This window comes from Pseudomonas sp. VS40, assembly GCF_018587885.1.
In the GTDB taxonomy this organism is placed as follows: Bacteria; Pseudomonadota; Gammaproteobacteria; order Pseudomonadales; family Pseudomonadaceae; genus Aquipseudomonas; species Aquipseudomonas pergaminensis.
The window spans coordinates 815,997-836,785 of sequence record NZ_JAGYWD010000001.1 but is presented as its reverse complement, the minus strand read 5'-3'; the positions used below and the strand labels follow the sequence as shown (position 1 = coordinate 836,785).

The window sequence follows — 20,789 nt, the reverse complement described above, 5'->3', positions numbered from 1 at the left end:
ATGTTCCGCTACGGGCCATGGGGGCTCGACTGCCGAGCGGCATTGGAATCGTTGTATTCCGGCCGTTACACGCATCACAGAAAGAACTCACTGCCATAACAATAATGCACATGGAGTAGCGTCGATGACCTCAGTAAACCAGTTCTGGCGCCGGGCAAAACTGCCCCTGGCCGTCAGTCTCGCCTCTACGCTCGCCGGGCCCGCATTCGGCGTCAGTTTCAATATCGGTGAAATCGAAGGGAGTTTTGACTCGTCTCTTTCCGTGGGTGCGAGCTGGTCGACGGCCAAGCCCAACAAAGATCTCATTGGTGCGAACAACGGTGGTCGTGGCCTGTCCCAGACTTCCGATGACGGTCACCTGAACTTCAAGCGCGGTGAGACCTTCTCGAAGATCTTCAAAGGCATTCATGACCTGGAGCTGAAGTACGGCGATACCGGTGTATTTGTACGTGGCAAGTACTGGTATGACTTTGAGTTGAAAGACGAAAGCCGTGAGTTCAAGGACATCAGCGACAGCAACCGCAAGGAAGGTGCCAAGTCTTCCGGTGGGCAGATTCTAGATGCCTTCATTTACCACAACTACAACATTGCAGATTTGCCGGGTAACGTGCGCTTCGGCAAGCAGGTGGTGAGCTGGGGTGAAAGTACTTTCATCGGCGGCGGCATCAACTCCATCAACCCGATCGATGTGTCCGCATTCCGGCGTCCGGGGGCTGAGATCAAGGAAGGCTTGATTCCGGTCAACATGTTCTACGTGTCGCAAACCCTGACCGATAACCTGTCGGCGGAAGCGTTCTATCAGTTGGAGTGGGACCAGACCGTTACCGATAACTGCGGTACGTTCTTCTCGCAGCCTGACGTGATATCTGACGGTTGCAGCGATAACCTGCGAGTGCTCAACAAGCGCTCGACCATTCCGGGTGCCGCTTTTCCGACCTTGAATGCCCTGGGTGTAGACGTCAATAACGAAGGTGTACTGGTACGTCGTGGTCCCGACCGTGATGCGCGGGACAGTGGCCAATTTGGCGTGGCCATGCATTACAACTTCGAGCCGCTGGATACCGAGTTCGGCGCGTACTTCATGAACTATCACAGCCGTGCACCGATCTTCAGTGCTCAAGGTGCACCGTCGTCCGCTTATACCCGTCCGCTGGGGCCGCTGGCTGCGCTGCGTCCGCTGATCGTGGCTGGTAGCTCGAACTACTTCGTCGAATACCCGGAAGATATCCGCCTCTACGGCCTGAGCTTTTCCACCACGCTACCTACGGGCACGGCCTGGAGTGGTGAGTTGAGCTACCGGCCGAATGCGCCTGTGCAATTGAGCACGACCGATATCCTGTATGCCGGTGTCACGCCAATTCCGGGCTTTGGCAATGCGTCCGTGCTGAAAGGGACGCCTGGCCAGGATTTGCATGGCTATAACCGCAAGGAAGTGACTCAGTTCCAGACCACCTTCACGCACTTCTTCGATCAGGTGATGGGCGCCAGCCGCTTGACCACTGTCGGTGAAATCGGCGTGACCCACGTCGGTGGTCTGGAAAGCAAATCCGAGGCCCGTTACGGTCGTGATCCGGTGTTTGGCCCAGGTAGTCTGCCTGGTGGGTTTTGCAACGCCCTCAACAACTCGACGGCCACCGGCGCAGGTCTTCCCAATGCGGCAGGTTTGAACACCAACTGCAACAACGACGGTTACACCACCGCCACCTCCTGGGGCTACCGCGCTCGCGCCATCTGGGAATACCCGGACGTGTTCGCCGGCGTCAACCTCAAGCCAAACGTGGCGTGGTCCCACGACGTCAAAGGTTACTCGCCAGGCCCTGGCGGTAACTTCGAAGAAGGTCGCAAGGCGGTCAGCCTGGGCCTGGATGCCGAGTATCAGAACACCTACACCGCCAGCCTGGCCTACACCAACTTCTTTGGTGGCAAGTTCAGTACGGTGGATGACCGCGACTTCGTCGCTTTGAGCTTCGGCGCCAACTTCTAAGCACACGCATTTCAGGAAGACCAGAACATGAAAATAACCAAAAGTCTGTTGCACGTGGGTGTGCTTGGGCTGTCGATCCTGGCGAGCAACGTCATGGCGGCAGTCTCGGCGGATGAAGCTGCCAAGCTGGGCACGACCCTGACCCCGATGGGCGCCGAAATGGCCGGCAACGCCGCCGGCACCATTCCAAAATGGTCGCCACTGCCCACCAACGCTGGCGCCGTCGACGCCCGTGGGTTCCTGGCCAACCCGTACGCCAGTGAGCAACCGCAATTCACCATCACTGCAGCGAACGTCGAGCAATACAAGGACAAGCTGGCGCCGGGGCAGTACGCGATGTTCAAGCGTTACCCGGAGACCTTCAAGATGCCGGTCTACCCGACCCATCGCGGCGCTACCGTGCCGGCCGATGTGTTTGCGGCCATCAAGAAGAACGCCACCACCACCAACCTGGTGTCTGGCGGCAACGGCCTGGAAAACTTTGAAACCGCCGTGCCGTTCCCGATTCCAAAAAGCGGCGTTGAGGTGATCTGGAACCACATCACCCGTTATCGCGGCGGCAGCGTGACCCGCCTGGTTACCCAGGCCACGCCGCAAACCAACGGCTCGTTCAGCCTGGTGTATTTCAAAGACCAGTTCGTGTTCCGCGACAAGATGAAAGACTTCGACCCGAAAAATCCGGGCAACGTGCTGTTCTACTTCAAGCAACAAGTGACCGCGCCAGCGCGCCTGGCCGGTGGTGTGCTGCTGGTGCACGAAACCCTGGACCAAGTGAAGGAACCGCGTTCGGCGTGGGTCTACAACGCCGGCCAGCGCCGCGTGCGTCGGGCGCCACAAGTGTCCTATGACGGACCAGGCACCGCAGCCGATGGCCTGCGTACCTCCGACAACCTCGATATGTACAACGGTGCACCGGATCGCTACGACTGGAAGCTGGAGGGCAAGAAAGAAATCTACATCGCCTCCAACAGCTACAAGATCGATGATCCGAAGCTCAAATACGCCGACATCATCAAGGCCGGCCATATCAACCAGGACCTGACTCGCTACGAGCTGCGCCGCGTCTGGCACGTCGTCGCCACCTTGAAGGAAGGCCAGCGCCACATCTACGCCAAGCGTGACTTCTTCATCGATGAAGACACCTGGCAAGCGGCGGTTATCGACCACTACGACGGCCGTGGCCAACTGTGGCGCGTCGCCGAAGCCCATGCCGAGAACTACTACGACAAGCAAGTGCCGTGGTACGCCCTGGAAACCCTCTACGACCTGCAGTCTGGCCGCTACCTGGCGCTGGGCATGAAGAACGAAGAGAAGCAGGCGTATGACTTCGGCTTCACCGCCACCACCAGCGACTTCACCCCGGCAGCCTTGCGCCAGGACGGTGTCCGCTAAGCCCAAGCCCCCCACTCTGGGAGCCGCCCCCCTGTAGGAGCTGGCTTGCCAGCGATAGCAGCCCCTCGGTGTAACAGACACACCGAGGGCCTGCATCGCCAGCAAGCCGGCTCCTACTTTTTTGTGAGGAGATTTTTTGTCGCAGTTCTTTTCAGGCAAATGTTGCAAAGATCTACAAACCTGCCGCTTTTACCGCTAGTCTCCGGACATCTGCAATGCCGACAACAGCCTTCTACAAGAGCCCGGCGATGACTGATCTGTCCCGAATCCAAGGGCCTGCCAGTGCGGTAATCCCCACCCTGGAAGGTCGCTTCTACAGGCCCCCCCTGCCTGACGGCTACGTGCTGCGCCCGCGCCTGTGCGAGCGGCTGAGTGCCGGGCTGGAAGGGCGGTTGTTGCTGGTCAGCGCGCCGGCGGGCTTCGGCAAGAGTTCGTTGGCGGTGGAGTTCTGTCAGAGCCTCCCGGCCCATTGGCAAAGCCTGTGGCTGGGCTTGAGCCCACGGGACAACGACCCTGGGCGTTTCCTCGAGCGCCTGCTCGACGGCTTGCAGCAATTCTTCCCGCAACTTGGCGCCCAGTCCCTGGGCCTGCTGAAAATGCGCCAGCGCCACCAACCCTTTGCCTTTGAAGAATGGCTGGACGGCGTGCTCGATGAGCTGACGGTGCAGCTGTCCACCCGCGCGCCGCTGTTGCTGGTGCTGGACGATTACCATCTGGCCCAGGGGCCGGTGCTCGACCGTTGCCTGCAGTTTTTCCTCAACCATCTGCCCGATGGGCTGGTGGTACTGGTCACCAGCCGCCAGCGCCCGGACTGGCATCTGGCGCGGCTGCGGTTATCGCGCCACCTGCTGGAGCTGCATGAGCAGGACCTGCGCCTGACGCACGACGAATCCCTGGCGGTGCTTGATCGCCACAGCAGTTCGTTACGCGGCGAAGCCCTCGACAACCTGATCCGCCGCAGCGAAGGCTGGGTCGCCGGCCTGCGCTTCTGGTTACTGGCCGCGTCCGAAGCCGGCAGTGACGGCGCGTTGCCACAAAGCCTGCACGGTGGCGAAGGGTTGATCCGCGATTACTTGCTGGAAGAAGTCATCGACTGCCTGCCGGCCGACGTGCAGGCGTTTCTGTACGACACCGCGCCGCAGGATCGATTTTGCAGCGAACTCTGCGACGCCGTGCGTGAAGCCCATGACAGCGCCGACATCCTGCGTTACCTGCAAGCCCACCAGGTGTTCCTGGTGCCCCTGGACGAGCAGGGCCACTGGTACCGTTATCACCATCTGTTTTCCGACCTCTTGCGCACCCGACGCGCCAGCAGCCATGTGCTGCCGGCCGCCAGCCTGCACCTGCGCGCCTGCCGCTGGTTCAATGCCCAGGGCTTGATTGATGAGGCGGTGGAGCAAGCCTTGCGCGCCGGTCACCTGGATGTGGCGGCCAATCTGGTGCAGAACCTGTCCGAAGAGCAGCTGTTGGCCGAGCAGAATGTCGGCATGCTGCTGCGCTGGAAAATGGACTTGCCCGACAGCCTGCTGATCAGCACGCCTCGTTTGATCGTGCTGTACAGCTGGGCCTTGGGCCTGGCCTGCCAGTTGGACGCGGCGGAAGAATTGTCCAGCTACCTCAGTCGCTTCCTGCCGGCACCCTCGGCCACCGCGCAAAAATCAATGTTGGCCCAGTGGCTGGCGCTGAGCGGGATCATCGCCCGGGGCCGGGGTGATCGTGAGCTGACCCAACGCTATTGCAGCGAAGCCCTGGAAAGCCTGCCGCAACGGCGTTATGGCCAGCGGCTGATGTGCTTGTCGACCCTGTCCAACCTGGCCATTGTCGATGCCGACCTGTGGCGTGCCCGTGGCTTGAATCGCGAATCCCTGGAACTGGCGCAGCGCGTCGGCAACCCGTTGTTCGAGGCCCTGGCCCATTACGACCGTGCGCGGGTGTTGCAGGCGCGCGGTGAAATCCTGCGTTCCCTGGACGAAGTGCGCCAAGGCCTGCAACGCCTGCACGGCTTGGCGCCGCAGCGCTTGTATGCGGTGCGTGCGCGTTTATCGCTCTACGAGGGTTTTTTGTTGCTGGTGCGGCTCCAGCCCGAAGCCGGGCTCGCCCGTTTGCGCGCCGGTCTTGCTGAAGCCAGGGCTTGCCGCGACATCAGTGTGTTGATCGGCCATTGCGTGATCGCCAATTTTGAAGGGCGCCGTGGTGACTTTGGTGCAGCCTTCGCCGAACTCTCCGAGGCTGAGCGGCTGATGCATATCTGGGATGTGCCGCCGATCTACTACCTGGCAATGATCACCCTGATCAAGTGCGAGCTGTGGCTGGCCCAGGGCCGAACCGACTTGGCTGACGCCTGGTTGACGCGTCTGGGGCAAACCTACAATGGCGAACACGCCGCCGCCGCGCCGGAGTTCCACCCACACCTGCCGCAGCACATCGGGCTTCAACAGGCTGCGTTGGACGCGACTCGCCACCAACCGGCGGCGGCGTTGCAACGTCTCGAAGAGTTGGCAATACAGGCTCATAACAGTGGGCGTCAGATGATCGCGCTGATGGCCCTGACCCAGCGGGTGCAACTGTTGCTGGGGGAGGGGCAGGAGGCAAAGGCGCGTCCAGTGTTTGCCCAAGCCCTTGAGGCCGGGGCAGGTGGCGCGTTGCAACCCTTCGAACGATTGCTGGAAACCCACCCGGACTGGATGCGCGAGCAGCTTGCCAAAGATCCCCATGGGCTGCTGAGCCAGAGCCTGCTGGCGCTGTTACCGGCGGTTGCAGTGGTGGAAGCAGCTTCGACTCATGAGACATTGAGCGCCCGAGAGCTGGCGGTGCTGCAATTGATCGCTCAGGGTTGCTCCAATCAGGAGATCAGCAACCGGTTGTTTATCTCACTGCACACGGTCAAGACTCACGCGAGCCATATCAACAGCAAGCTGGGTGTGGAGCGTCGTACCCAGGCGGTGGCGCGGGCGCAGGAACTGAGGTTGATCGGCTAGGGACGCCCCAGTCTGTTTTAATGGCGCAATTATTCTGGTGATATTCGCCCGGAATCGACATTTCATTTGCACGACAGGACCCCGAATGGAAACCGCCAAGCCGACCCTTATCCGTGAAACCTTCCCCGTCGGCCCCTTGCAGTGCAACTGCACCATCATCGGCGACCCCATCAGCAAAAAGGCCATCGTGGTCGACCCAGGCGGCAACCATGAGCTGATCCTGGCGCGGCTCGATGCCCTGGGATTGAAAGTGGTGAGCATCATCCACACCCATGCCCATCTGGATCACTTCCTGGCGTCCGGCCAGTTGAAGGAGAAGACCGGTGCCACCTTGCACCTGCACAAAGAAGATCAATTCCTTTGGGATAATCTGGAAATGCAATGCCAGATGTTTCGCGTGCCCTATATCCCTGTGCCTTCGCCGGACCGTTGGCTGGAACATGATGAAGAGTTGGCCTGCGGCTGTGGCGTGGCGTTGCACACACCCGGTCACACTCCGGGGTCGATGAGCTTCTGGTTTGCTGATGCCAAGCTGCTGATTGCCGGCGACACACTGTTCCGTCGCGGTATCGGGCGCACCGATTTGTGGGGCGGCGACCAGGCTACCATCGTGCGCTCGATCAAGCAGCGCCTGTACACCCTGGACGAGGGCGCGACGGTGGTGACCGGTCACGGGCCGGATACCCGGCTGGGCGATGAAATGCGCGAGAATCCTTTCGTGCGGGCGTGAAGGAATAATTGCCGGGCAGAACGCGTTCTATAACAGGCAAGCGTTGTCGCAGAAAACTCAGGTCGTGTTCAGCATGCGTCTGCTACGGTTTTTGTAGCCACGGAATTTTTACCGTTTGTCGCGTTCCAAACTCGGCACAGGTCCATTGCCAATGTCCTTTGCACCATAGAATGCAAAAGTAGGAGCTCCCTTCATGTTCACTTCGCGTCGTCTGCTTGTTGTCGCTACCTGCGTAGCCTTGTTGTCCGGCTGCGCATCTCCTAACCCTTATGACGGCAGCAGCCAGGGGCAGGCAAGTAATGAGTCTGGCGGGATGAGCAAGACCGCCAAGTACGGTGGGCTGGGTGCCCTGGCCGGTGCATTGGCGGGTGCGGCCATCGACCACAACCACCGTGGCAAGGGCGCGCTGATCGGTGCCGTCGTTGCGGGTGCCGGTGCCGCAGGGTACGGCTACTACGCCGACCAACAGGAAAAGAAACTGCGTGAAAGCATGGCCAATACCGGTGTAGAAGTTCAGCGCCAGGGCGACCAGATCAAGCTGATCATGCCGGGCAACATCACCTTTGCAACCAACTCGGATGCGATCTCCAGCAGCTTCTACCAGCCGCTGAACAACCTGGCCAACTCGCTCAAGCAGTTCAACCAGAACACTATCCAGATCGTTGGCTACACCGACAGCACCGGTAGCCGTCAGTTGAACATGGACCTGTCTCAGCGTCGCGCCCAGAGCGTGGCTAACTACCTGACGTCCCAGGGCGTCAACGGCGCCAACCTGAGCGCCCGCGGTGCCGGCCCGGATAACCCGATTGCCAGCAACGCCGACGTCAACGGCCGTGCCCAGAACCGTCGTGTTGAAGTCAACCTCGGCCCGATCCCAGGCCAGCAGTACGGTCAGCCAGGTGCCCAGCAACAGGCGCCGCAGCAGAACAACCAGTTCCAGGGCAACCCGTACTCGCAGTACCAGTAAACATTCGTTAATAAAAAAGGGCGCCGTAAGGCGCCCTTTTTTGTGGCTGCGTCATTACATCAATCGATGTATTCGAACACCTTCACGATTTTCTGCACACCGGATACACCCTGCACCAGGTTGGCTGCCCGAGTGGCTTCAGCCTGGGTGAGCAGGCCCATCAGGTAGACGATACCGTTGTCGGTCACGACCTTGATGCGCGAGCCAGGGATCGCATTATCGGTGAGCATCTGTGCCTTGATCTTGGTGGTCAGCAAGGCGTCGTTGCTGATGGCCAGCAGGGTGATCGGGTCCATGACCTGCAGTTCGTTGTGCACCTTCTTCACGCGCTGTACTGCGGCGGCGGCTTGCTCGGCCTGGGCCTTGAGGTCGGCACGTGGCGTCTGGCCGGCGAGCAGCACAACGCCGTTGAAGCTGGTCACCACGATGCGCGAAGCACCGTTGCCCAGGTCGGGCGCGGCCTTGGCGACGTTGACTTCGACCTTGGTTTCGATCAGCGAGTCATCGATCTTGCTGCCGAAAGTGCGGGTGCCCTTGTCATCCTGAATAGGGGTGTCACGTGTTGCAGTGATGGCCGTGCTGCAGCCGCTGATAGCGAGGCACAGGGTGATGGCCAAAAGGCTGAGGCGGTTAACGGTCATTCTTCACTCCCAAACAGTTGGCTGTCGATCAGATCGCACAGGCAGTGGATCGCCAGCAGGTGGACTTCCTGGATACGTGCGGTGACATTGGCCGGGACGCGAATCTCCACGTCTTCAGGCAACAGCAGCGAGGCCATGCCGCCGCCATCGCGTCCGGTCAATGCTACGACAATCATTTCGCGATCATGTGCGGCCTGGATCGCTTGAATAATATTCGCCGAGTTGCCGCTGGTGGAAATCGCCAGCAGCACGTCGCCTGGTTGGCCCAGGGCGCGGATCTGCTTGGAGAAGATTTCGTTGTAGCTGTAGTCGTTGGCAATCGAGGTGATCGTCGACGAATCGGTGGTCAAGGCGATAGCCGGCAGGCTCGGACGCTCACGTTCGAAGCGGTTGAGCAACTCGGACGAAAAATGCTGGGCGTCGCCGGCCGAACCGCCGTTGCCGCACGAAAGCATTTTGCCCTCGTTGAGCAAGGCATTGACCATGACCTGACTGGCTTGCTCGATGTGCGGTGCAAGTACGTCCATCGCCTGTTGCTTGGTGTCGATACTGGCCTGGAAAAGCTGGCGAATTCGGGATTGCATGTCCATCTGTGTGACCTTAAGTAGCGCGGCTGTTCGGCACAGGAATGTGCAGCCCGCAAAGCAAAGAGCAAAAGTGTGTGGTGAAGATGTCCGGCGAATCAGCTGTCGAAGGCATTTTTGAGCCAGTTCAGATCAGCCTGACCAGACGGTGTGCTTTCTATGGCAACCACATCGAAACGGCAGGGGGCGTCGGCCCAGCGATGCTCTTTTTGCAGGAAGAACTGCGCGGCGAGTATCAGTTTCTGACGCTTGCGCCCGTCGATACTGGCGAGCGCGCCACCCCATTGTGCGTGTTTTCTGTAGCGGACTTCGACAAATACTACTGTATCGCCGTCAAGCATGACCAGATCAAGCTCGCCACGTTTACATAACCAGTTCTGCGCCAATAGGCGCAGACCTTGTTGTTGCAAGTGCTTGAGGGCGTGAAGCTCGGCGTCCTTGCCGCTTTGTGCGCTCGACCGCTCGGGCATCAGCGCGGGGTATCCGGCAGGCGCTGGATCTCGCCGCCGACAAACTTGGCCCATGGCATCTGGCGATCAACGCGCTGGTTGGTGCTGATGCCCAGGTTGCCCGACAGGCCGTCGACACGGGTATCCGGCAGTGCCTTGAGTTGGCCCAGGCGTGGCGCCAGGCGGTAGGCATCGACGCCCATCGCGTACAGGCGGCCAAGGCTGCCGTTGGCTTGCGGCCATTGTGCGGCAACCTGGTTACGCAGCGGGTCGGTGGTGTTGAGCAGCCAAGGGGTTTCGCAGAACATCACATTGGTCATGTCCAGGTACTGGTTCTTGTCGCCGCTGGCGCTAAACACGTGGGACGTGGCATACACCGGCACATCGCCGGCGTATTGGAAGTTCAGGGTCGGCTTGATCTGCTGGGCCAGTTGCGGCGTGACGGCCAGGAAAATGAACTCGATGTCCTGGCGGCGCGATGGCTGCGCGGCTACGTCGGTACCGACGGTGCTTTGCAGGCTCTTGGCGCGACCTTCGCTTTTGCGCAGTTGGAACAAATCGGCAATCTGCTGGGCGAGGGCGACCGGCTGGTCAACGTACTCGACGCCAACAACCGTGCCGCCATTGGCTTCCCAATCCTGGCGGAAGGCCTTGTAGACACGCTCACCCCATTCGCCACGCGGCACCATCGCTGCGGCGCGGTGCAGGCCGTCGGCGCGTGCGCGACGCGACACTTCGCGGGCTTCGTCTTCTGCGGCAAGACCGAACTGGAACAGTTGTGCCGGGCCTTGGTCAGTCTCGCTGTAGTTCAGCGCGAGGGTAGTGATGGGCAGTTGTGGGCGGGCGCTGAGCTGTTTGACCAGCGGTTTTTCCAGCGGGCCGACCACCAGTTGCACGCCGGCAGCCTGGGCCTTGGCGTAGAAGTCGTCGAGGGAGGTCAGGCGCGAGCTGTCGTAGAACTCGATCACCGGTGGCTTCTGTCCGGCTTGTTCAGCCTGGTAGTGCGCCGCCATGAAGCCTTCACGCAGCGCCTTGCCGACAGAGGCCAGGGGGCCATCCTGCGGCAGCAGCAGGGCGATCTTGGTCAGCGGTTGGCTGGCCAGTTCCTTGAGCTTGGTCAGCGGCGTCGGCAGTTGCATGGCAGCCGGGTGGCCCGGGTTCTGCGCGCGCCAGGTGTCGATGGCGGCTTGTTGTTGCTCCAGCGTGCCGGCGCCCTTGACCGACTGGGCCAGGCTGATCCAGCCGTCCAGCACCGGGTTGCCGCTGGCTTGCAGCTGTTCGGCCGGCAGCGCGGCGATCAATACCCAGATGGCTTCGTGGTTGGCGTTGGCGGCATCGCCCGTGAGCAGCGGGGCCATGGCGACACGTTCCCGCGCGGCAGCCAGGGTCTGGCCGTCGGCCTCATAAGCGCGGGCGTGTACGCTGCCGGTACGGATCTGCTGTTCAGGCGGCAGGTCCTTCAGGCTTTGCAGGCTCGGGTGGTTCAGGGCGGTCAGCGCCGCCTTGGGCTGATTGCGCGCCATGGCCAGTTCGGCGGCCAGGGTGCTGGCAAACACTTGCGCGGCCGGCTTGAGGACATCCAGGGGCACCTGCGCAAGAATCTGCGACGAGCGGCCGGGGTTGTTCTGTTTGTAGGCCATGTCTGCCGCACTCAGGCGCAGCAATGCCGCCTTTTCTGGCGTTTTGGCGGTGGTGGCCTGTTCGAGCAGTTGCTCGATACTGGCGTCCGGGGTCCGTGGAAGGTCGCCAAGGCTGGACGAGGGCGAGCTGGCACACGCGGCCAGCAAGGCAGCGAGGCAGAGGGCGGAGAGCAGCCGCAGGCAAGCGATCATGTAAGTGTTCCTGATACCGATCAAATTAGCGTGGAATTGTACCCAAGCACTGGCCCAGGCGCGATGTTACTGGCGTGAAACCGTCGATTTAGGTCGTGCAAATGTTGCAGTTGGCTATTAAAGGCCTGAAAGGCATCGGCCGTGATGGCATATTTTCAAGGCGCCTACGCGCTACAATGTCGCTTTTGCCAACCATCGAGGTGTGCGTTTTGACTGCTCCAGGTCCTTTGAATTCCACTGCAGGCTCGCTTTTTGTCGTGGCGACGCCCATTGGCAACCTGGACGACATCAGTGCTCGGGCATTGAAAGTGTTGCGCGACGTTAAATTGATCGCGGCTGAAGACACTCGGCACTCCCAGCGTTTGATGCAGCATTTTGGTATCAGCACGCCATTAGCGGCCTGCCATGAGCACAACGAGCGCGAAGAAGGTAGCCGCTTTATCGTGCGCCTGCTGGCAGGCGACGATGTGGCGCTGATCTCCGACGCGGGTACGCCGCTGATCTCCGACCCTGGCTACCATCTGGTGCGCCAAGCACGGGCCGCTGGTATCAATGTAGTGCCAGTTCCGGGAGCGTGCGCGCTGATCGCAGCATTGTCGGCGGCCGGCTTGCCTTCCGACCGTTTTATCTTCGAAGGTTTTCTGCCGGCCAAGGCCGTGGGGCGGCGGGCGCGGCTTCAAGCGTTGAAGGAAGAACCGCGTACCTTGATCTTCTATGAAGCCCCGCATCGCATCCTTGAGTGCCTGCAGGACATGGAGCTGGTGTTTGGCGGCGAACGCCTTGCGTTGCTGGCCCGCGAGCTGACCAAGACCTTCGAGACCCTCAAGGGCCTGCCGCTGGAGGCACTGCGCGCGTTTGTCGAAGGCGACAGCAATCAGCAGCGCGGCGAGTGTGTGGTACTGGTGGCGGGCTGGAGCGCGCCGGAGGATGAAGACGCGGTAGGCAGCGAGGCCATGCGCATCCTGGACCTGTTGCTCAAGGAGATGCCCCTTAAGCGTGCAGCGGCCCTGGCGGCGGAAATTACCGGCGTGCGCAAGAACCTCTTGTACCAGGCGGCGCTGGATAAACAGAAAGCCGAATAGTTCCGGGGTAGAACCTGTATTCCGTCTGAACGTGATGGCAATTCTGAACTTTTATTACTTGTCCTAAGTCCGCCGTGCCGTTAACCTGCGCGGCGGAGAGTCGATTGGACAGTCGCTGCCTTCTATGAAAATTAGGGGGGGGAGGAAAGTCCGGGCTCCATAGGGCGAAGTGCCAGGTAATGCCTGGGAGGCGTGAGCCTACGGAAAGTGCCACAGAAAATAACCGCCTAAGCACTTCGGTGCCGGTAAGGGTGAAAAGGTGCGGTAAGAGCGCACCGCACGACTGGCAACAGTTCGTGGCTAGGTAAACCCCACTTGGAGCAAGACCAAATAGGGTCCCAAGGCGTGGCCCGCGCTGGGGCCGGGTAGGTTGCTAAAGATGTCCAGTGATGGCCATCGTAGACGAATGACTGTTCAAGACAGAACCCGGCTTATAGATCGACTCTCCACCTTTTTCCTTCTGTCCGAATCTCGGGCAGAAACCCGGTAGTAACGCAAGAATCCCTCCCTGCCAAATCATTGGCAGATGCATCTTCGTAATACCAAAAAAATCTTACTCTTAATAAATTACTTTAACTTTAGGCCATAGCTCTTTGAGCTATTTGTGCTTGATGGGCCAAAAACATCGCCGAACTCTGGTTTCTCCTCCTTTTACGCTCCTAAATCTCCGTTCTGTAAGGCTTTTCCTTGAATCCGCGCCTTGACGGTGTGGTGGGCGCATTCCTATAGTGTGCGCAAGTGGCGGAAAGTGGCACAAAGTGGGTTTTTTGAACGTAAAACGCTAAAATTTGGAGAAACGCATCTGTGTTTCGCGGAGCTAACGCTATCAGTCTCGATGCAAAAGGCCGTCTCGCCATGCCGAGCCGGTATCGTGACGAGCTCATTTCGCGAAGTTCCGGGCAGTTGATCATCACCATCGATGCCGTTGACCCTTGTTTATGTGTTTACCCGCTCGATGAGTGGGAGTTGATCGAAACCAAATTGCGCGCCCTGCCTTCATTGCGTGAAGAAAACCGCCGCCTGCAGCGTTTGCTGATTGGTAATGCCGTCGACCTCGAGCTCGATGGCAGTGGTCGTTTCCTGGTACCGCCGCGCTTGCGCGAGTACGCCAAGCTGGATAAGCGCGCAATGTTGGTCGGCCAACTGAACAAGTTCCAATTGTGGGACGAAGATGCCTGGGATGCTGTTTCTGCAGCTGACCTGGCTGCTATTCAACAACCGGGCGCTATGCCTGATGAACTGCGTGATTTGATCCTGTGACTATTGATAGCGGCTTTAACCACATCACCGTACTGCTTGACGAAGCCGTTGAGGCTCTCGCCGTACGCGCGGATGGCTGCTATCTGGACGGTACGTTCGGCAGGGGCGGGCATAGCCGGTTGATACTCAGCCAGCTCGGGTCCGACGGTAAACTCCTCGGGTTCGACAAAGACCCTCAAGCGATTGCCACCGGGCAAGCGCTAGCGGCCGAAGACGGCCGCTTTGTCGTTGTGCAGCGTAGCTTTGCCGAGCTGGGTGCCGAAGTCGCCGAGCGTGGCATGGCAGGTAAGGTGGCCGGGGTTTTGCTCGACCTGGGCGTGTCTTCGCCACAGCTCGACGACCCGGAGCGCGGCTTCAGTTTCATGAACGATGGCCCGCTCGACATGCGCATGGACCCGACCCGTGGCGTCAGCGCTGCACAGTTCATCGCCACCGCGCCGGTGGAAGAAATTGCCCGCGTGTTCAAGGAGTACGGTGAAGAACGTTTCGCCGGCCGCATGGCCCGCGCCGTGGTCGAGCGCCGCGAAATCCAGCCGTTCGAACGCACTGCCGACCTGGCCGAAGTGTTGAAGGTCGCCAACCCTGCATGGGAAAAGGGCAAGAACCCGGCAACCCGCGCATTCCAGGGCCTGCGCATTCACGTCAACAACGAATTGGGCGACCTGGAGGCCGGCCTCGAGGCTGCCCTTGAGGCGCTGGAAGTGGGCGGTCGCCTAGTGGTGATCAGCTTCCACTCCCTGGAAGACCGTATCGTCAAACTGTTCATGCGTCGCCTGGTCAAGGGAGAGTCCGATAACCTGCCGCGTAACCTGCCGGTACGTTTCGAAGCCTTTGTGCCGAAAATCAAAATCCTTGGCAAAGCGCAGTTCGCTTCAGAAGCCGAACTCAAGGCCAACCCACGTTCCCGTAGCGCCGTCATGCGCGTCGCGGAGAAGTTGCGGTGAGCAAGCTTTTCGCCAAGCCCCTCCCGGGCGGCAGCTTCTTTATGTTGCTGCTGTTTGTCGGCGTGCTGGTTTCCGCGATTGCGGTGTCCTACAGCGCGCACTACAACCGTCAACTGCTCAATACCCTGTACGGGGAACTGAGTGTGCGTGACAAGGCGCAAGCGGAGTGGGGCCGGCTGATCCTGGAGCAAAGCACCTGGACGGCCCACAGCCGTATCGAAGTGCTGGCCACCGAACAGCTGAAAATGCACATCCCGGGCGCGGCCGAAGTCCGCATGGTGGCGCCATGATGAAACTCGAAGGCGCACTCTACCCTTGGCGCTTCCGCCTGATGCTCGGCTTGCTTGCATTGATGGTGGGGGCGATCGCCTGGCGGATCATCGACCTGCAAGTGGTCGATCGTGACTTCCTGATCGGTCAGGGTGATGCCCGCAGCCTGCGCCATATCCCTATTCCTGCGCACCGCGGCCTGATCACCGACCGTAACGGCGAGCCCCTGGCCGTGAGTACGCCGGTGACCACCCTATGGGCCAACGCCAAGGAATTGCAGGTCGCCAAGGACAAGTGGCCACAACTGGCTGCCGCCCTGGGCCAGGACCCTAAAGCCTTGGCCGAACGCCTCGAAGCCCAGGCCAATAAAGAATTCATCTACCTGGTTCGTGGCTTGACGCCTGAACAGGGCCAGCAGGTGCTCGACCTTAAAGTCCCCGGTGTCTACGGCATCGAGGAATTCCGTCGTTTCTACCCGGCCGGTGAAACCACCGCGCATATGGTCGGCTTCACCGACATTGATGACCACGGCCGTGAAGGCGTGGAACTCGCCTACGATGAATGGCTCGCCGGGGTTCCCGGCAAACGACAAGTCATCAAGGATCGGCGCGGCAGACTGATCAAGGATGTCCAAGTCACCAAAAACGCCAAGGCCGGTAAGCCCTTGGCGTTGTCGATTGACCTGCGCCTGCAATACCTGGCCAACCGCGAGCTGCGAAACGCGATCATCGAGAACGGCGCCAAGGCCGGTAGCCTGGTGATCATGGACGTGAAGACCGGCGAGATCCTCGCCATGGTCAACCAGCCGACCTACAACCCCAACAACCGTCGCAACCTGCAGCCGGCGATGATGCGCAACCGCGCGATGATCGACGTGTTCGAACCGGGTTCGACCATGAAAGCCATCTCCATGAGCGCCGCCCTCGAAACCGGACGCTGGAAGCCCAGCGACAAGGTTGAGGTGTACCCGGGCACCCTGCAGTTGGGCAAATACACCATTCGTGACGTATCGCGCACCGAAGGTCCGGTGCTGGATCTGACAGGTATCCTGATCAACTCCAGTAACGTGGGCATGAGTAAGGTCGCCTTTGATATCGGCGGCGAAACCATCTACCACCTGGCGCAGAAGATCGGTTTGGGCCAACCCACCGGCCTGGATTTCCCAGGCGAGCGCGTGGGCAATCTGCCCAACTATCGCGACTGGAAAAAGGCCGAGACCGCCACGCTTTCCTATGGCTATGGCCTGTCGGTGACCGCGATCCAACTGGCCCACGCGTTCTCTGTATTGGCGAATAACGGCCGTATGGTTCCGCTGAGCCTGATTCATGTCGACGAAGCCCCGAAAGCCACTCAGGTGATCCCGGAAAACGTCGCCAAGACCATGCAAGGCATGCTGCAACAAGTGATCGAAGCGCCACGCGGCGTATTCCGTGCCCAAGTGCCGGCGTATCACGTGGCCGGCAAGTCGGGTACTGCGCGTAAGACGTCGGTGGGCACCAAGGGCTACGCCGAAAACTCTTACCGTTCGCTGTTCGCTGGCTTCGGCCCGATGAGCGATCCACGTTACGCCATCGTTGTGGTGATCGATGAACCGAGCAAGGCCGGTTACTTCGGTGGCCTGGTATCGGCGCCGGTGTTCAGCAAAGTGATGTCCGGCACCCTGCGCCTGATGAACATCACGCCGGACAACCTGCCGCCGACCCAACAAGCGAACGCCGGTCCACCGGCCGCTGCGGTAAAAGCCAATGGAGGGCGCGGCTGATGTCTCTTAGCCTGAACAAGATTTTCGCCCATGCCGGTCGCGATCTGTTGATCCGCGAGTTGAGCCTGGACAGCCGTAATGTACTTGCCGGTGACCTGTTCCTGGCCGTGCCTGGCGGGAAGTTCGATGGCCGTGCGCACATCGCTGATGCGTTGCAGCGCGGTGCAGCTGCCGTGGCTTATGAAGTGGATGGCGCTACGGTGCTGCCGATCACTGACGTGCCGTTGATTCCGGTCAAAGGCCTGGCTGCGCAGTTGTCCGATATCGCCGGGCGCTTTTATGGCGACCCGAGCCGCCAGCTCAACCTGGTCGGTGTCACTGGCACCAACGGCAAGACCAGCGTGACCCAATTGATTGCCCAGGCGCTTGATCTGCTGGGCCAGCACTGCGGCATCGTCGGCACACTGGGCACGGGTTTCTACGGCGCGCTGCAAAGCGGCCTGCACACCACCCCGAACCCGATAGCCGTGCAAGCGACCCTGGCCGACCTGAAAAAGGCCGGTGCCAAGGCGGTCGCGATGGAAGTGTCGTCCCACGGCCTGCACCAGGGGCGCGTTGCCGCCCTGGCGTTCGACGTGGCAGTGATGACCAACCTGTCTCGCGATCACCTGGACTACCACGGCACCATGGAAGCCTACGCTGCCGAAAAGGCCAAGCTGTTTGCCTGGAACGACCTCAAGTGCCGCGTGGTGAACCTGGACGACGAATTCGGCCGCCAGCTGGCTGCCGAAGACCGTGAGTCGCGCCTGATCAGCTACAGCCTGGAAGACGCCAGCGCTTACCTGTATTGCCGTGAAGCTCAATTCAATGACGAAGGCGTGCGCGCCACGCTGGTGACGCCGCAGGGCGAGCACCATTTGCGCAGCAGCCTGCTCGGTCGTTTCAACCTGAGCAACGTGCTCGCCGCCGTTGGTGCGTTGCTCGGCCTGGATTACGCCCTGGATGAGATCCTGCGCGTGCTGCCGAAGCTGGAAGGCCCGGCTGGCCGCATGCAGCGCCTGGGTGGCGGCACGCAGCCGCTGGTCGTGGTCGATTACGCCCACACACCGGACGCCCTGGAAAAAGTCCTGTTGGCCCTGCGTCCCCACGCCAAGGGCAAATTGCTGTGCCTGTTCGGCTGTGGCGGTGATCGCGATCGCGGCAAGCGTCCTTTGATGGCTGAGATTGTCGAGCGCCTGGCCGATGGCGTGCTTGTCACCGACGACAACCCGCGTAGCGAAGACCCGAGCCAGATTTTCGACGACATCCGTGTTGGCTTCAACGACGCGTCCAAGGCCACTTTCGTTGCCGGTCGTGGCGCGGCCATTGCCCAACTGATCGCCAGCGCCAGCGCTGACGATGTGGTGGTGCTGGCTGGTAAGGGCCACGAGGACTATCAGGAAATCGATGGCGAGCGTCATGCCTTCTCCGATCTGGTCGAGGCCGATCACGCCCTGACCGCCTGGGAGGTCGCCCATGCTTAAAGCGATGAAATTCAGCGAACTGACCCAGGCCCTGTCGGCCCGGGTCGTGTCGAGCGATTGCAGCTTCGATGGCGTCAGTATCGACAGTCGCAACATCAAGCCGGGGCAACTGTTTGTCGCCCTGGCTGGCCCGCGCTTCGATGGTCACGACTACCTGAATGAAGTCGCCGCCAAAGGTGCCGTCGGTGCCTTGGTGCAACGTGAAGTCGCGGATTCCACACTGCCGCAACTGCTGGTCGCCGACACCCGCCTGGCCCTCGGCCAATTGGGTGCGTTGAACCGGGCCGCATTCACCAACCCCGTTGCGGCCATCACCGGCTCCAGCGGCAAGACCACGGTCAAGGAACTGCTCGCCGGTGTCCTGCGTACGCGCGGCCCGGTGCACGCCACTCGTGGCAACCTGAATAATGATTTTGGCGCACCGCTGACCCTGCTCGAACTGGCCCCGGAACACACCGCGGCAGTGATCGAACTGGGCGCGTCGCGCGTCGGCGAAATCGCCTACACCGTGGCGCTGACCAAGCCCCACGTGGCGATCATCAACAACGCCGGTACCGCCCACGTCGGCGAGTTCGGCGGCCCGGAGAAAATCGTCGAAGCCAAGGGTGAAATCCTCGAAGGCCTCGATGCCTCGGGCACCGCTGTACTGAAACTTGACGACAAGGCTTTCGAAACCTGGCGTGTACGTGCCGCCGGGCGCAAGGTCCTGACGTTTGCCGTGCTCAACGCGGCGGCTGATTTCCACGCTTCCAACATCACTGTGGATGCCCGTGGCTGTCCGTCCTTTACCTTGCACACCCCGCAAGGCAACGAACACGTGCAGTTGAACCTGCTGGGCAACCATAACGTTGCAAACGCCTTGGCCGCCGCCGCCGCCGCCTACGCCCTGGGGGTGTCGCTGTTCGGTATCGCCACGGGTCTGGGCGCGGTGCAGCCGGTCAAGGGCCGCACCGTGGCACAGCTGGCAACCAACGGCATGCGCGTGATCGATGACACTTACAACGCCAACCAATCCTCGGTCTGCGCGGCCATCGACCTGCTCAAAGGTTTCGACGGTCGCAAGGTGCTGGTGCTGGGCGATATCGCCGAACTGGGCGACTGGGCCGAACAGTCCCACCGCGAGGTCGGCGCCTACGCCGCAGGCAAAGTCGACGCGCTCTATGCCGTCGGCAAGAACATGGCTCACGCCGTCGACACCTTCGGCTCCGGCGCGCTGCATTTCGCCACACAGGCCGAACTGATCCAGGCGCTGACGGCGGCTGAACACGACAAACACACAACCATTTTGATCAAGGGATCGCGCAGCGCGGTGATGGAAAACGTCGTCGCGGCCTTGTGTGGCTCAAGTATGGAGAAACATTAATGCTGCTGCTGCTGGCTGAGTATCTGCAACAGTTCCACAAAGGCTTCGCGGTCTTTCAGTACCTGACCCTGCGCGGGATCCTGGGTGTGCTGACCGCGTTGTGTTTGTCGCTGTTCCTGGGGCCGTGGATGATCCGCACCCTGCAGAACCTGCAAATTGGTCAATCGGTTCGTAATGACGGCCCGCAGTCGCACTTGTCCAAATCCGGCACCCCGACCATGGGCGGCGCGCTGATCCTGTCGTCCATCGGTATCAGCACCTTGCTGTGGGCTGACCTGCACAACCGCTACGTGTGGGTGGTGCTGTTGGTGACCCTGCTGTTCGGCGCCATCGGCTGGGTGGATGACTACCGCAAGGTGATCGAGAAGAACTCCAAGGGCCTGCCAAGCCGCTGGAAGTACTTCTGGCAGTCGGTATTCGGCCTTGCTGCCGCGATCTTCCTTTACACGACCGCGCCGAGCGCAGTGGAAACGACCTTGATCATCCCGATGCTCAAGGACGCCAGCATTCCACTGGGCATCGGCTTTGTGGTGCTGACTTACTTTGTGATCGTCGGCTCCAGCAACGCGGTCAACCTGACTGACGGCCTCGATGGCCTGGCGATCATGCCGACGGTGATGGTGGGCGGCGCGCTCGGCATCTTCTGCTACCTGTCGGGTAACGTGAAGTTCGCCGAGTACCTGCTGATTCCTTACGTACCGGGCGCGGGTGAGTTGATTGTGTTCTGCGGCGCACTGATCGGTGCCGGCCTTGGGTTCCTGTGGTTCAACACTTACCCCGCACAAGTCTTCATGGGTGACGTCGGCGCACTGGCGCTGGGCGCAGCCCTTGGCACCATTGCCGTGATCGTTCGCCAGGAAATCGTGCTGTTCATCATGGGCGGTGTGTTCGTGATGGAAACCCTGTCGGTGGTCATCCAGGTGGCTTCCTTCAAATTGACCGGGCGTCGTGTGTTCCGCATGGCGCCGATTCACCACCACTTTGAACTCAAGGGCTGGCCCGAGCCACGCGTGATCGTCCGCTTCTGGATCATCACCGTGATTCTGGTGCTGATTGGCCTTGCCACCCTGAAACTGAGGTAGAAACGA

General features: G+C 60.7%; 17 protein-coding genes and 1 other RNA gene. 14 read left to right on the top strand and 4 right to left on the bottom strand.

The genetic code is table 11. The features are described 5' to 3' along the window. Positions 1 to 124: 124 nt before the first annotated feature. From KHP07_RS03750 to KHP07_RS03730, 5 genes are all read left to right on the top strand, one after another. A complete protein-coding gene (locus KHP07_RS03750; protein ID WP_214496621.1) occupies positions 125 to 1,984 on the top strand; it encodes a DUF1302 domain-containing protein in 1,860 nt (619 codons plus the stop codon). Between the two features lie 27 nt (positions 1,985 to 2,011). Continuing rightward, on the top strand, positions 2,012 to 3,376 hold the full coding sequence (locus KHP07_RS03745; protein WP_078046915.1) for a DUF1329 domain-containing protein: 1,365 nt from the start codon (positions 2,012 to 2,014) through the stop codon (positions 3,374 to 3,376). A 248-nt stretch (positions 3,377 to 3,624) separates the two neighbouring features. Continuing rightward, positions 3,625 to 6,354, top strand: a complete 2,730-nt coding sequence (locus tag KHP07_RS03740; protein ID WP_100491473.1) for a winged helix-turn-helix domain-containing protein — start codon at positions 3,625 to 3,627, stop codon at positions 6,352 to 6,354. A gap of 85 nt (positions 6,355 to 6,439) precedes the next feature. Then, positions 6,440 to 7,084: an MBL fold metallo-hydrolase gene (locus KHP07_RS03735; protein ID WP_028618886.1), complete on the top strand. Its 645-nt coding sequence runs from the start codon at positions 6,440 to 6,442 to the stop codon at positions 7,082 to 7,084. Positions 7,085 to 7,277: 193 nt separating this feature from the next. Continuing rightward, complete coding sequence (locus tag KHP07_RS03730; RefSeq protein ID WP_078046952.1) at positions 7,278 to 8,051, top strand: YiaD family glycine zipper/OmpA-like lipoprotein; 774 nt, start codon at positions 7,278 to 7,280, stop codon at positions 8,049 to 8,051. 59 nt (positions 8,052 to 8,110) lie between these two features. On the opposite strand, the gene KHP07_RS03725 is transcribed toward KHP07_RS03730, so the two are convergent. The 4 genes from KHP07_RS03725 to KHP07_RS03710 all read right to left on the bottom strand — a co-directional run bounded on the left by KHP07_RS03725 (position 8,111) and on the right by KHP07_RS03710 (position 11,557). After that, positions 8,111 to 8,692 (bottom strand): BON domain-containing protein, encoded by a 582-nt coding sequence (locus tag KHP07_RS03725; RefSeq protein WP_012722284.1) that lies wholly within the window; start codon positions 8,690 to 8,692, stop codon positions 8,111 to 8,113. Then, a complete protein-coding gene (locus KHP07_RS03720) occupies positions 8,689 to 9,282 on the bottom strand; it encodes a phosphoheptose isomerase (protein WP_007904374.1) in 594 nt (197 codons plus the stop codon). The genes KHP07_RS03725 and KHP07_RS03720 overlap by 4 nt, the downstream gene beginning before the upstream one ends. A 92-nt stretch (positions 9,283 to 9,374) precedes the next feature. Next, positions 9,375 to 9,746 carry a YraN family protein gene (locus KHP07_RS03715; protein ID WP_078046953.1) on the bottom strand — a complete coding sequence of 124 codons (372 nt, stop codon included), beginning with the start codon at positions 9,744 to 9,746 and terminating at the stop codon, positions 9,375 to 9,377. After that, the gene (locus KHP07_RS03710; protein WP_214496620.1) at positions 9,746 to 11,557 is read right to left on the bottom strand and encodes a penicillin-binding protein activator; all 1,812 of its coding nucleotides are present in this window, start codon (positions 11,555 to 11,557) and stop codon (positions 9,746 to 9,748) included. Before KHP07_RS03710 ends, KHP07_RS03715 begins: the two co-directional genes overlap by 1 nt. A 176-nt stretch (positions 11,558 to 11,733) precedes the next feature. On the opposite strand from KHP07_RS03710, the gene rsmI reads away from it, so the two are divergent. From rsmI to mraY, 9 genes are all read left to right on the top strand, one after another. Then, a complete protein-coding gene (gene rsmI / locus KHP07_RS03705; protein WP_177409475.1) occupies positions 11,734 to 12,639 on the top strand; it encodes a 16S rRNA (cytidine(1402)-2'-O)-methyltransferase in 906 nt (301 codons plus the stop codon). A 96-nt stretch (positions 12,640 to 12,735) separates the two neighbouring features. Further along, an RNA gene (gene rnpB / locus KHP07_RS03700) (RNase P RNA component class A) lies at positions 12,736 to 13,089 on the top strand. A gap of 354 nt (positions 13,090 to 13,443) precedes the next feature. Then, the gene (mraZ, locus tag KHP07_RS03695; protein ID WP_003171868.1) at positions 13,444 to 13,899 is read left to right on the top strand and encodes a division/cell wall cluster transcriptional repressor MraZ; all 456 of its coding nucleotides are present in this window, start codon (positions 13,444 to 13,446) and stop codon (positions 13,897 to 13,899) included. Further along, complete coding sequence (rsmH, locus tag KHP07_RS03690; RefSeq protein ID WP_078046955.1) at positions 13,896 to 14,843, top strand: 16S rRNA (cytosine(1402)-N(4))-methyltransferase RsmH; 948 nt, start codon at positions 13,896 to 13,898, stop codon at positions 14,841 to 14,843. The genes mraZ and rsmH overlap by 4 nt, the downstream gene beginning before the upstream one ends. Further along, positions 14,840 to 15,133, top strand: a complete 294-nt coding sequence (gene ftsL, locus KHP07_RS03685; RefSeq protein ID WP_003216203.1) for a cell division protein FtsL — start codon at positions 14,840 to 14,842, stop codon at positions 15,131 to 15,133. The genes rsmH and ftsL overlap by 4 nt, the downstream gene beginning before the upstream one ends. After that, positions 15,133 to 16,875 (top strand): peptidoglycan D,D-transpeptidase FtsI family protein, encoded by a 1,743-nt coding sequence (locus KHP07_RS03680; RefSeq protein ID WP_164673122.1) that lies wholly within the window; start codon positions 15,133 to 15,135, stop codon positions 16,873 to 16,875. The genes ftsL and KHP07_RS03680 overlap by 1 nt, the downstream gene beginning before the upstream one ends. Then, positions 16,875 to 18,338, top strand: a complete 1,464-nt coding sequence (locus KHP07_RS03675; protein WP_214496619.1) for a UDP-N-acetylmuramoyl-L-alanyl-D-glutamate--2,6-diaminopimelate ligase — start codon at positions 16,875 to 16,877, stop codon at positions 18,336 to 18,338. The genes KHP07_RS03680 and KHP07_RS03675 overlap by 1 nt, the downstream gene beginning before the upstream one ends. Beyond that, complete coding sequence (locus tag KHP07_RS03670; protein WP_214496618.1) at positions 18,331 to 19,701, top strand: UDP-N-acetylmuramoyl-tripeptide--D-alanyl-D-alanine ligase; 1,371 nt, start codon at positions 18,331 to 18,333, stop codon at positions 19,699 to 19,701. Before KHP07_RS03675 ends, KHP07_RS03670 begins: the two co-directional genes overlap by 8 nt. Beyond that, positions 19,701 to 20,783, top strand: a complete 1,083-nt coding sequence (mraY, locus tag KHP07_RS03665; RefSeq protein ID WP_071491183.1) for a phospho-N-acetylmuramoyl-pentapeptide-transferase — start codon at positions 19,701 to 19,703, stop codon at positions 20,781 to 20,783. Before KHP07_RS03670 ends, mraY begins: the two co-directional genes overlap by 1 nt. Positions 20,784 to 20,789 lie beyond the last annotated feature (6 nt).

Bases quoted from the DNA above. Each gene is read 5' to 3' on its own strand.
- KHP07_RS03680 (WP_164673122.1), top strand. From the start codon at position 15,133: ATGAAACTCGAAGGCGCACTCTACCCTTGGCGCTTCCGCCTGATGCTC.
- KHP07_RS03675 (WP_214496619.1), top strand. From the start codon at position 16,875: ATGTCTCTTAGCCTGAACAAGATTTTCGCCCATGCCGGTCGCGATCTG.
- KHP07_RS03745 (WP_078046915.1), top strand. From the start codon at position 2,012: ATGAAAATAACCAAAAGTCTGTTGCACGTGGGTGTGCTTGGGCTGTCG.
- mraY (WP_071491183.1), top strand. From the start codon at position 19,701: ATGCTGCTGCTGCTGGCTGAGTATCTGCAACAGTTCCACAAAGGCTTC.
- KHP07_RS03720 (WP_007904374.1), bottom strand. From the start codon at position 9,282: ATGGACATGCAATCCCGAATTCGCCAGCTTTTCCAGGCCAGTATCGAC.
- KHP07_RS03730 (WP_078046952.1), top strand. From the start codon at position 7,278: ATGTTCACTTCGCGTCGTCTGCTTGTTGTCGCTACCTGCGTAGCCTTG.
- KHP07_RS03710 (WP_214496620.1), bottom strand. From the start codon at position 11,557: ATGATCGCTTGCCTGCGGCTGCTCTCCGCCCTCTGCCTCGCTGCCTTG.
- KHP07_RS03750 (WP_214496621.1), top strand. From the start codon at position 125: ATGACCTCAGTAAACCAGTTCTGGCGCCGGGCAAAACTGCCCCTGGCC.
- rsmI (WP_177409475.1), top strand. From the start codon at position 11,734: ATGTCGCTTTTGCCAACCATCGAGGTGTGCGTTTTGACTGCTCCAGGT.
- KHP07_RS03735 (WP_028618886.1), top strand. From the start codon at position 6,440: ATGGAAACCGCCAAGCCGACCCTTATCCGTGAAACCTTCCCCGTCGGC.
- KHP07_RS03670 (WP_214496618.1), top strand. From the start codon at position 18,331: ATGCTTAAAGCGATGAAATTCAGCGAACTGACCCAGGCCCTGTCGGCC.
- KHP07_RS03725 (WP_012722284.1), bottom strand. From the start codon at position 8,692: ATGACCGTTAACCGCCTCAGCCTTTTGGCCATCACCCTGTGCCTCGCT.
- KHP07_RS03740 (WP_100491473.1), top strand. From the start codon at position 3,625: ATGACTGATCTGTCCCGAATCCAAGGGCCTGCCAGTGCGGTAATCCCC.
- KHP07_RS03715 (WP_078046953.1), bottom strand. From the start codon at position 9,746: ATGCCCGAGCGGTCGAGCGCACAAAGCGGCAAGGACGCCGAGCTTCAC.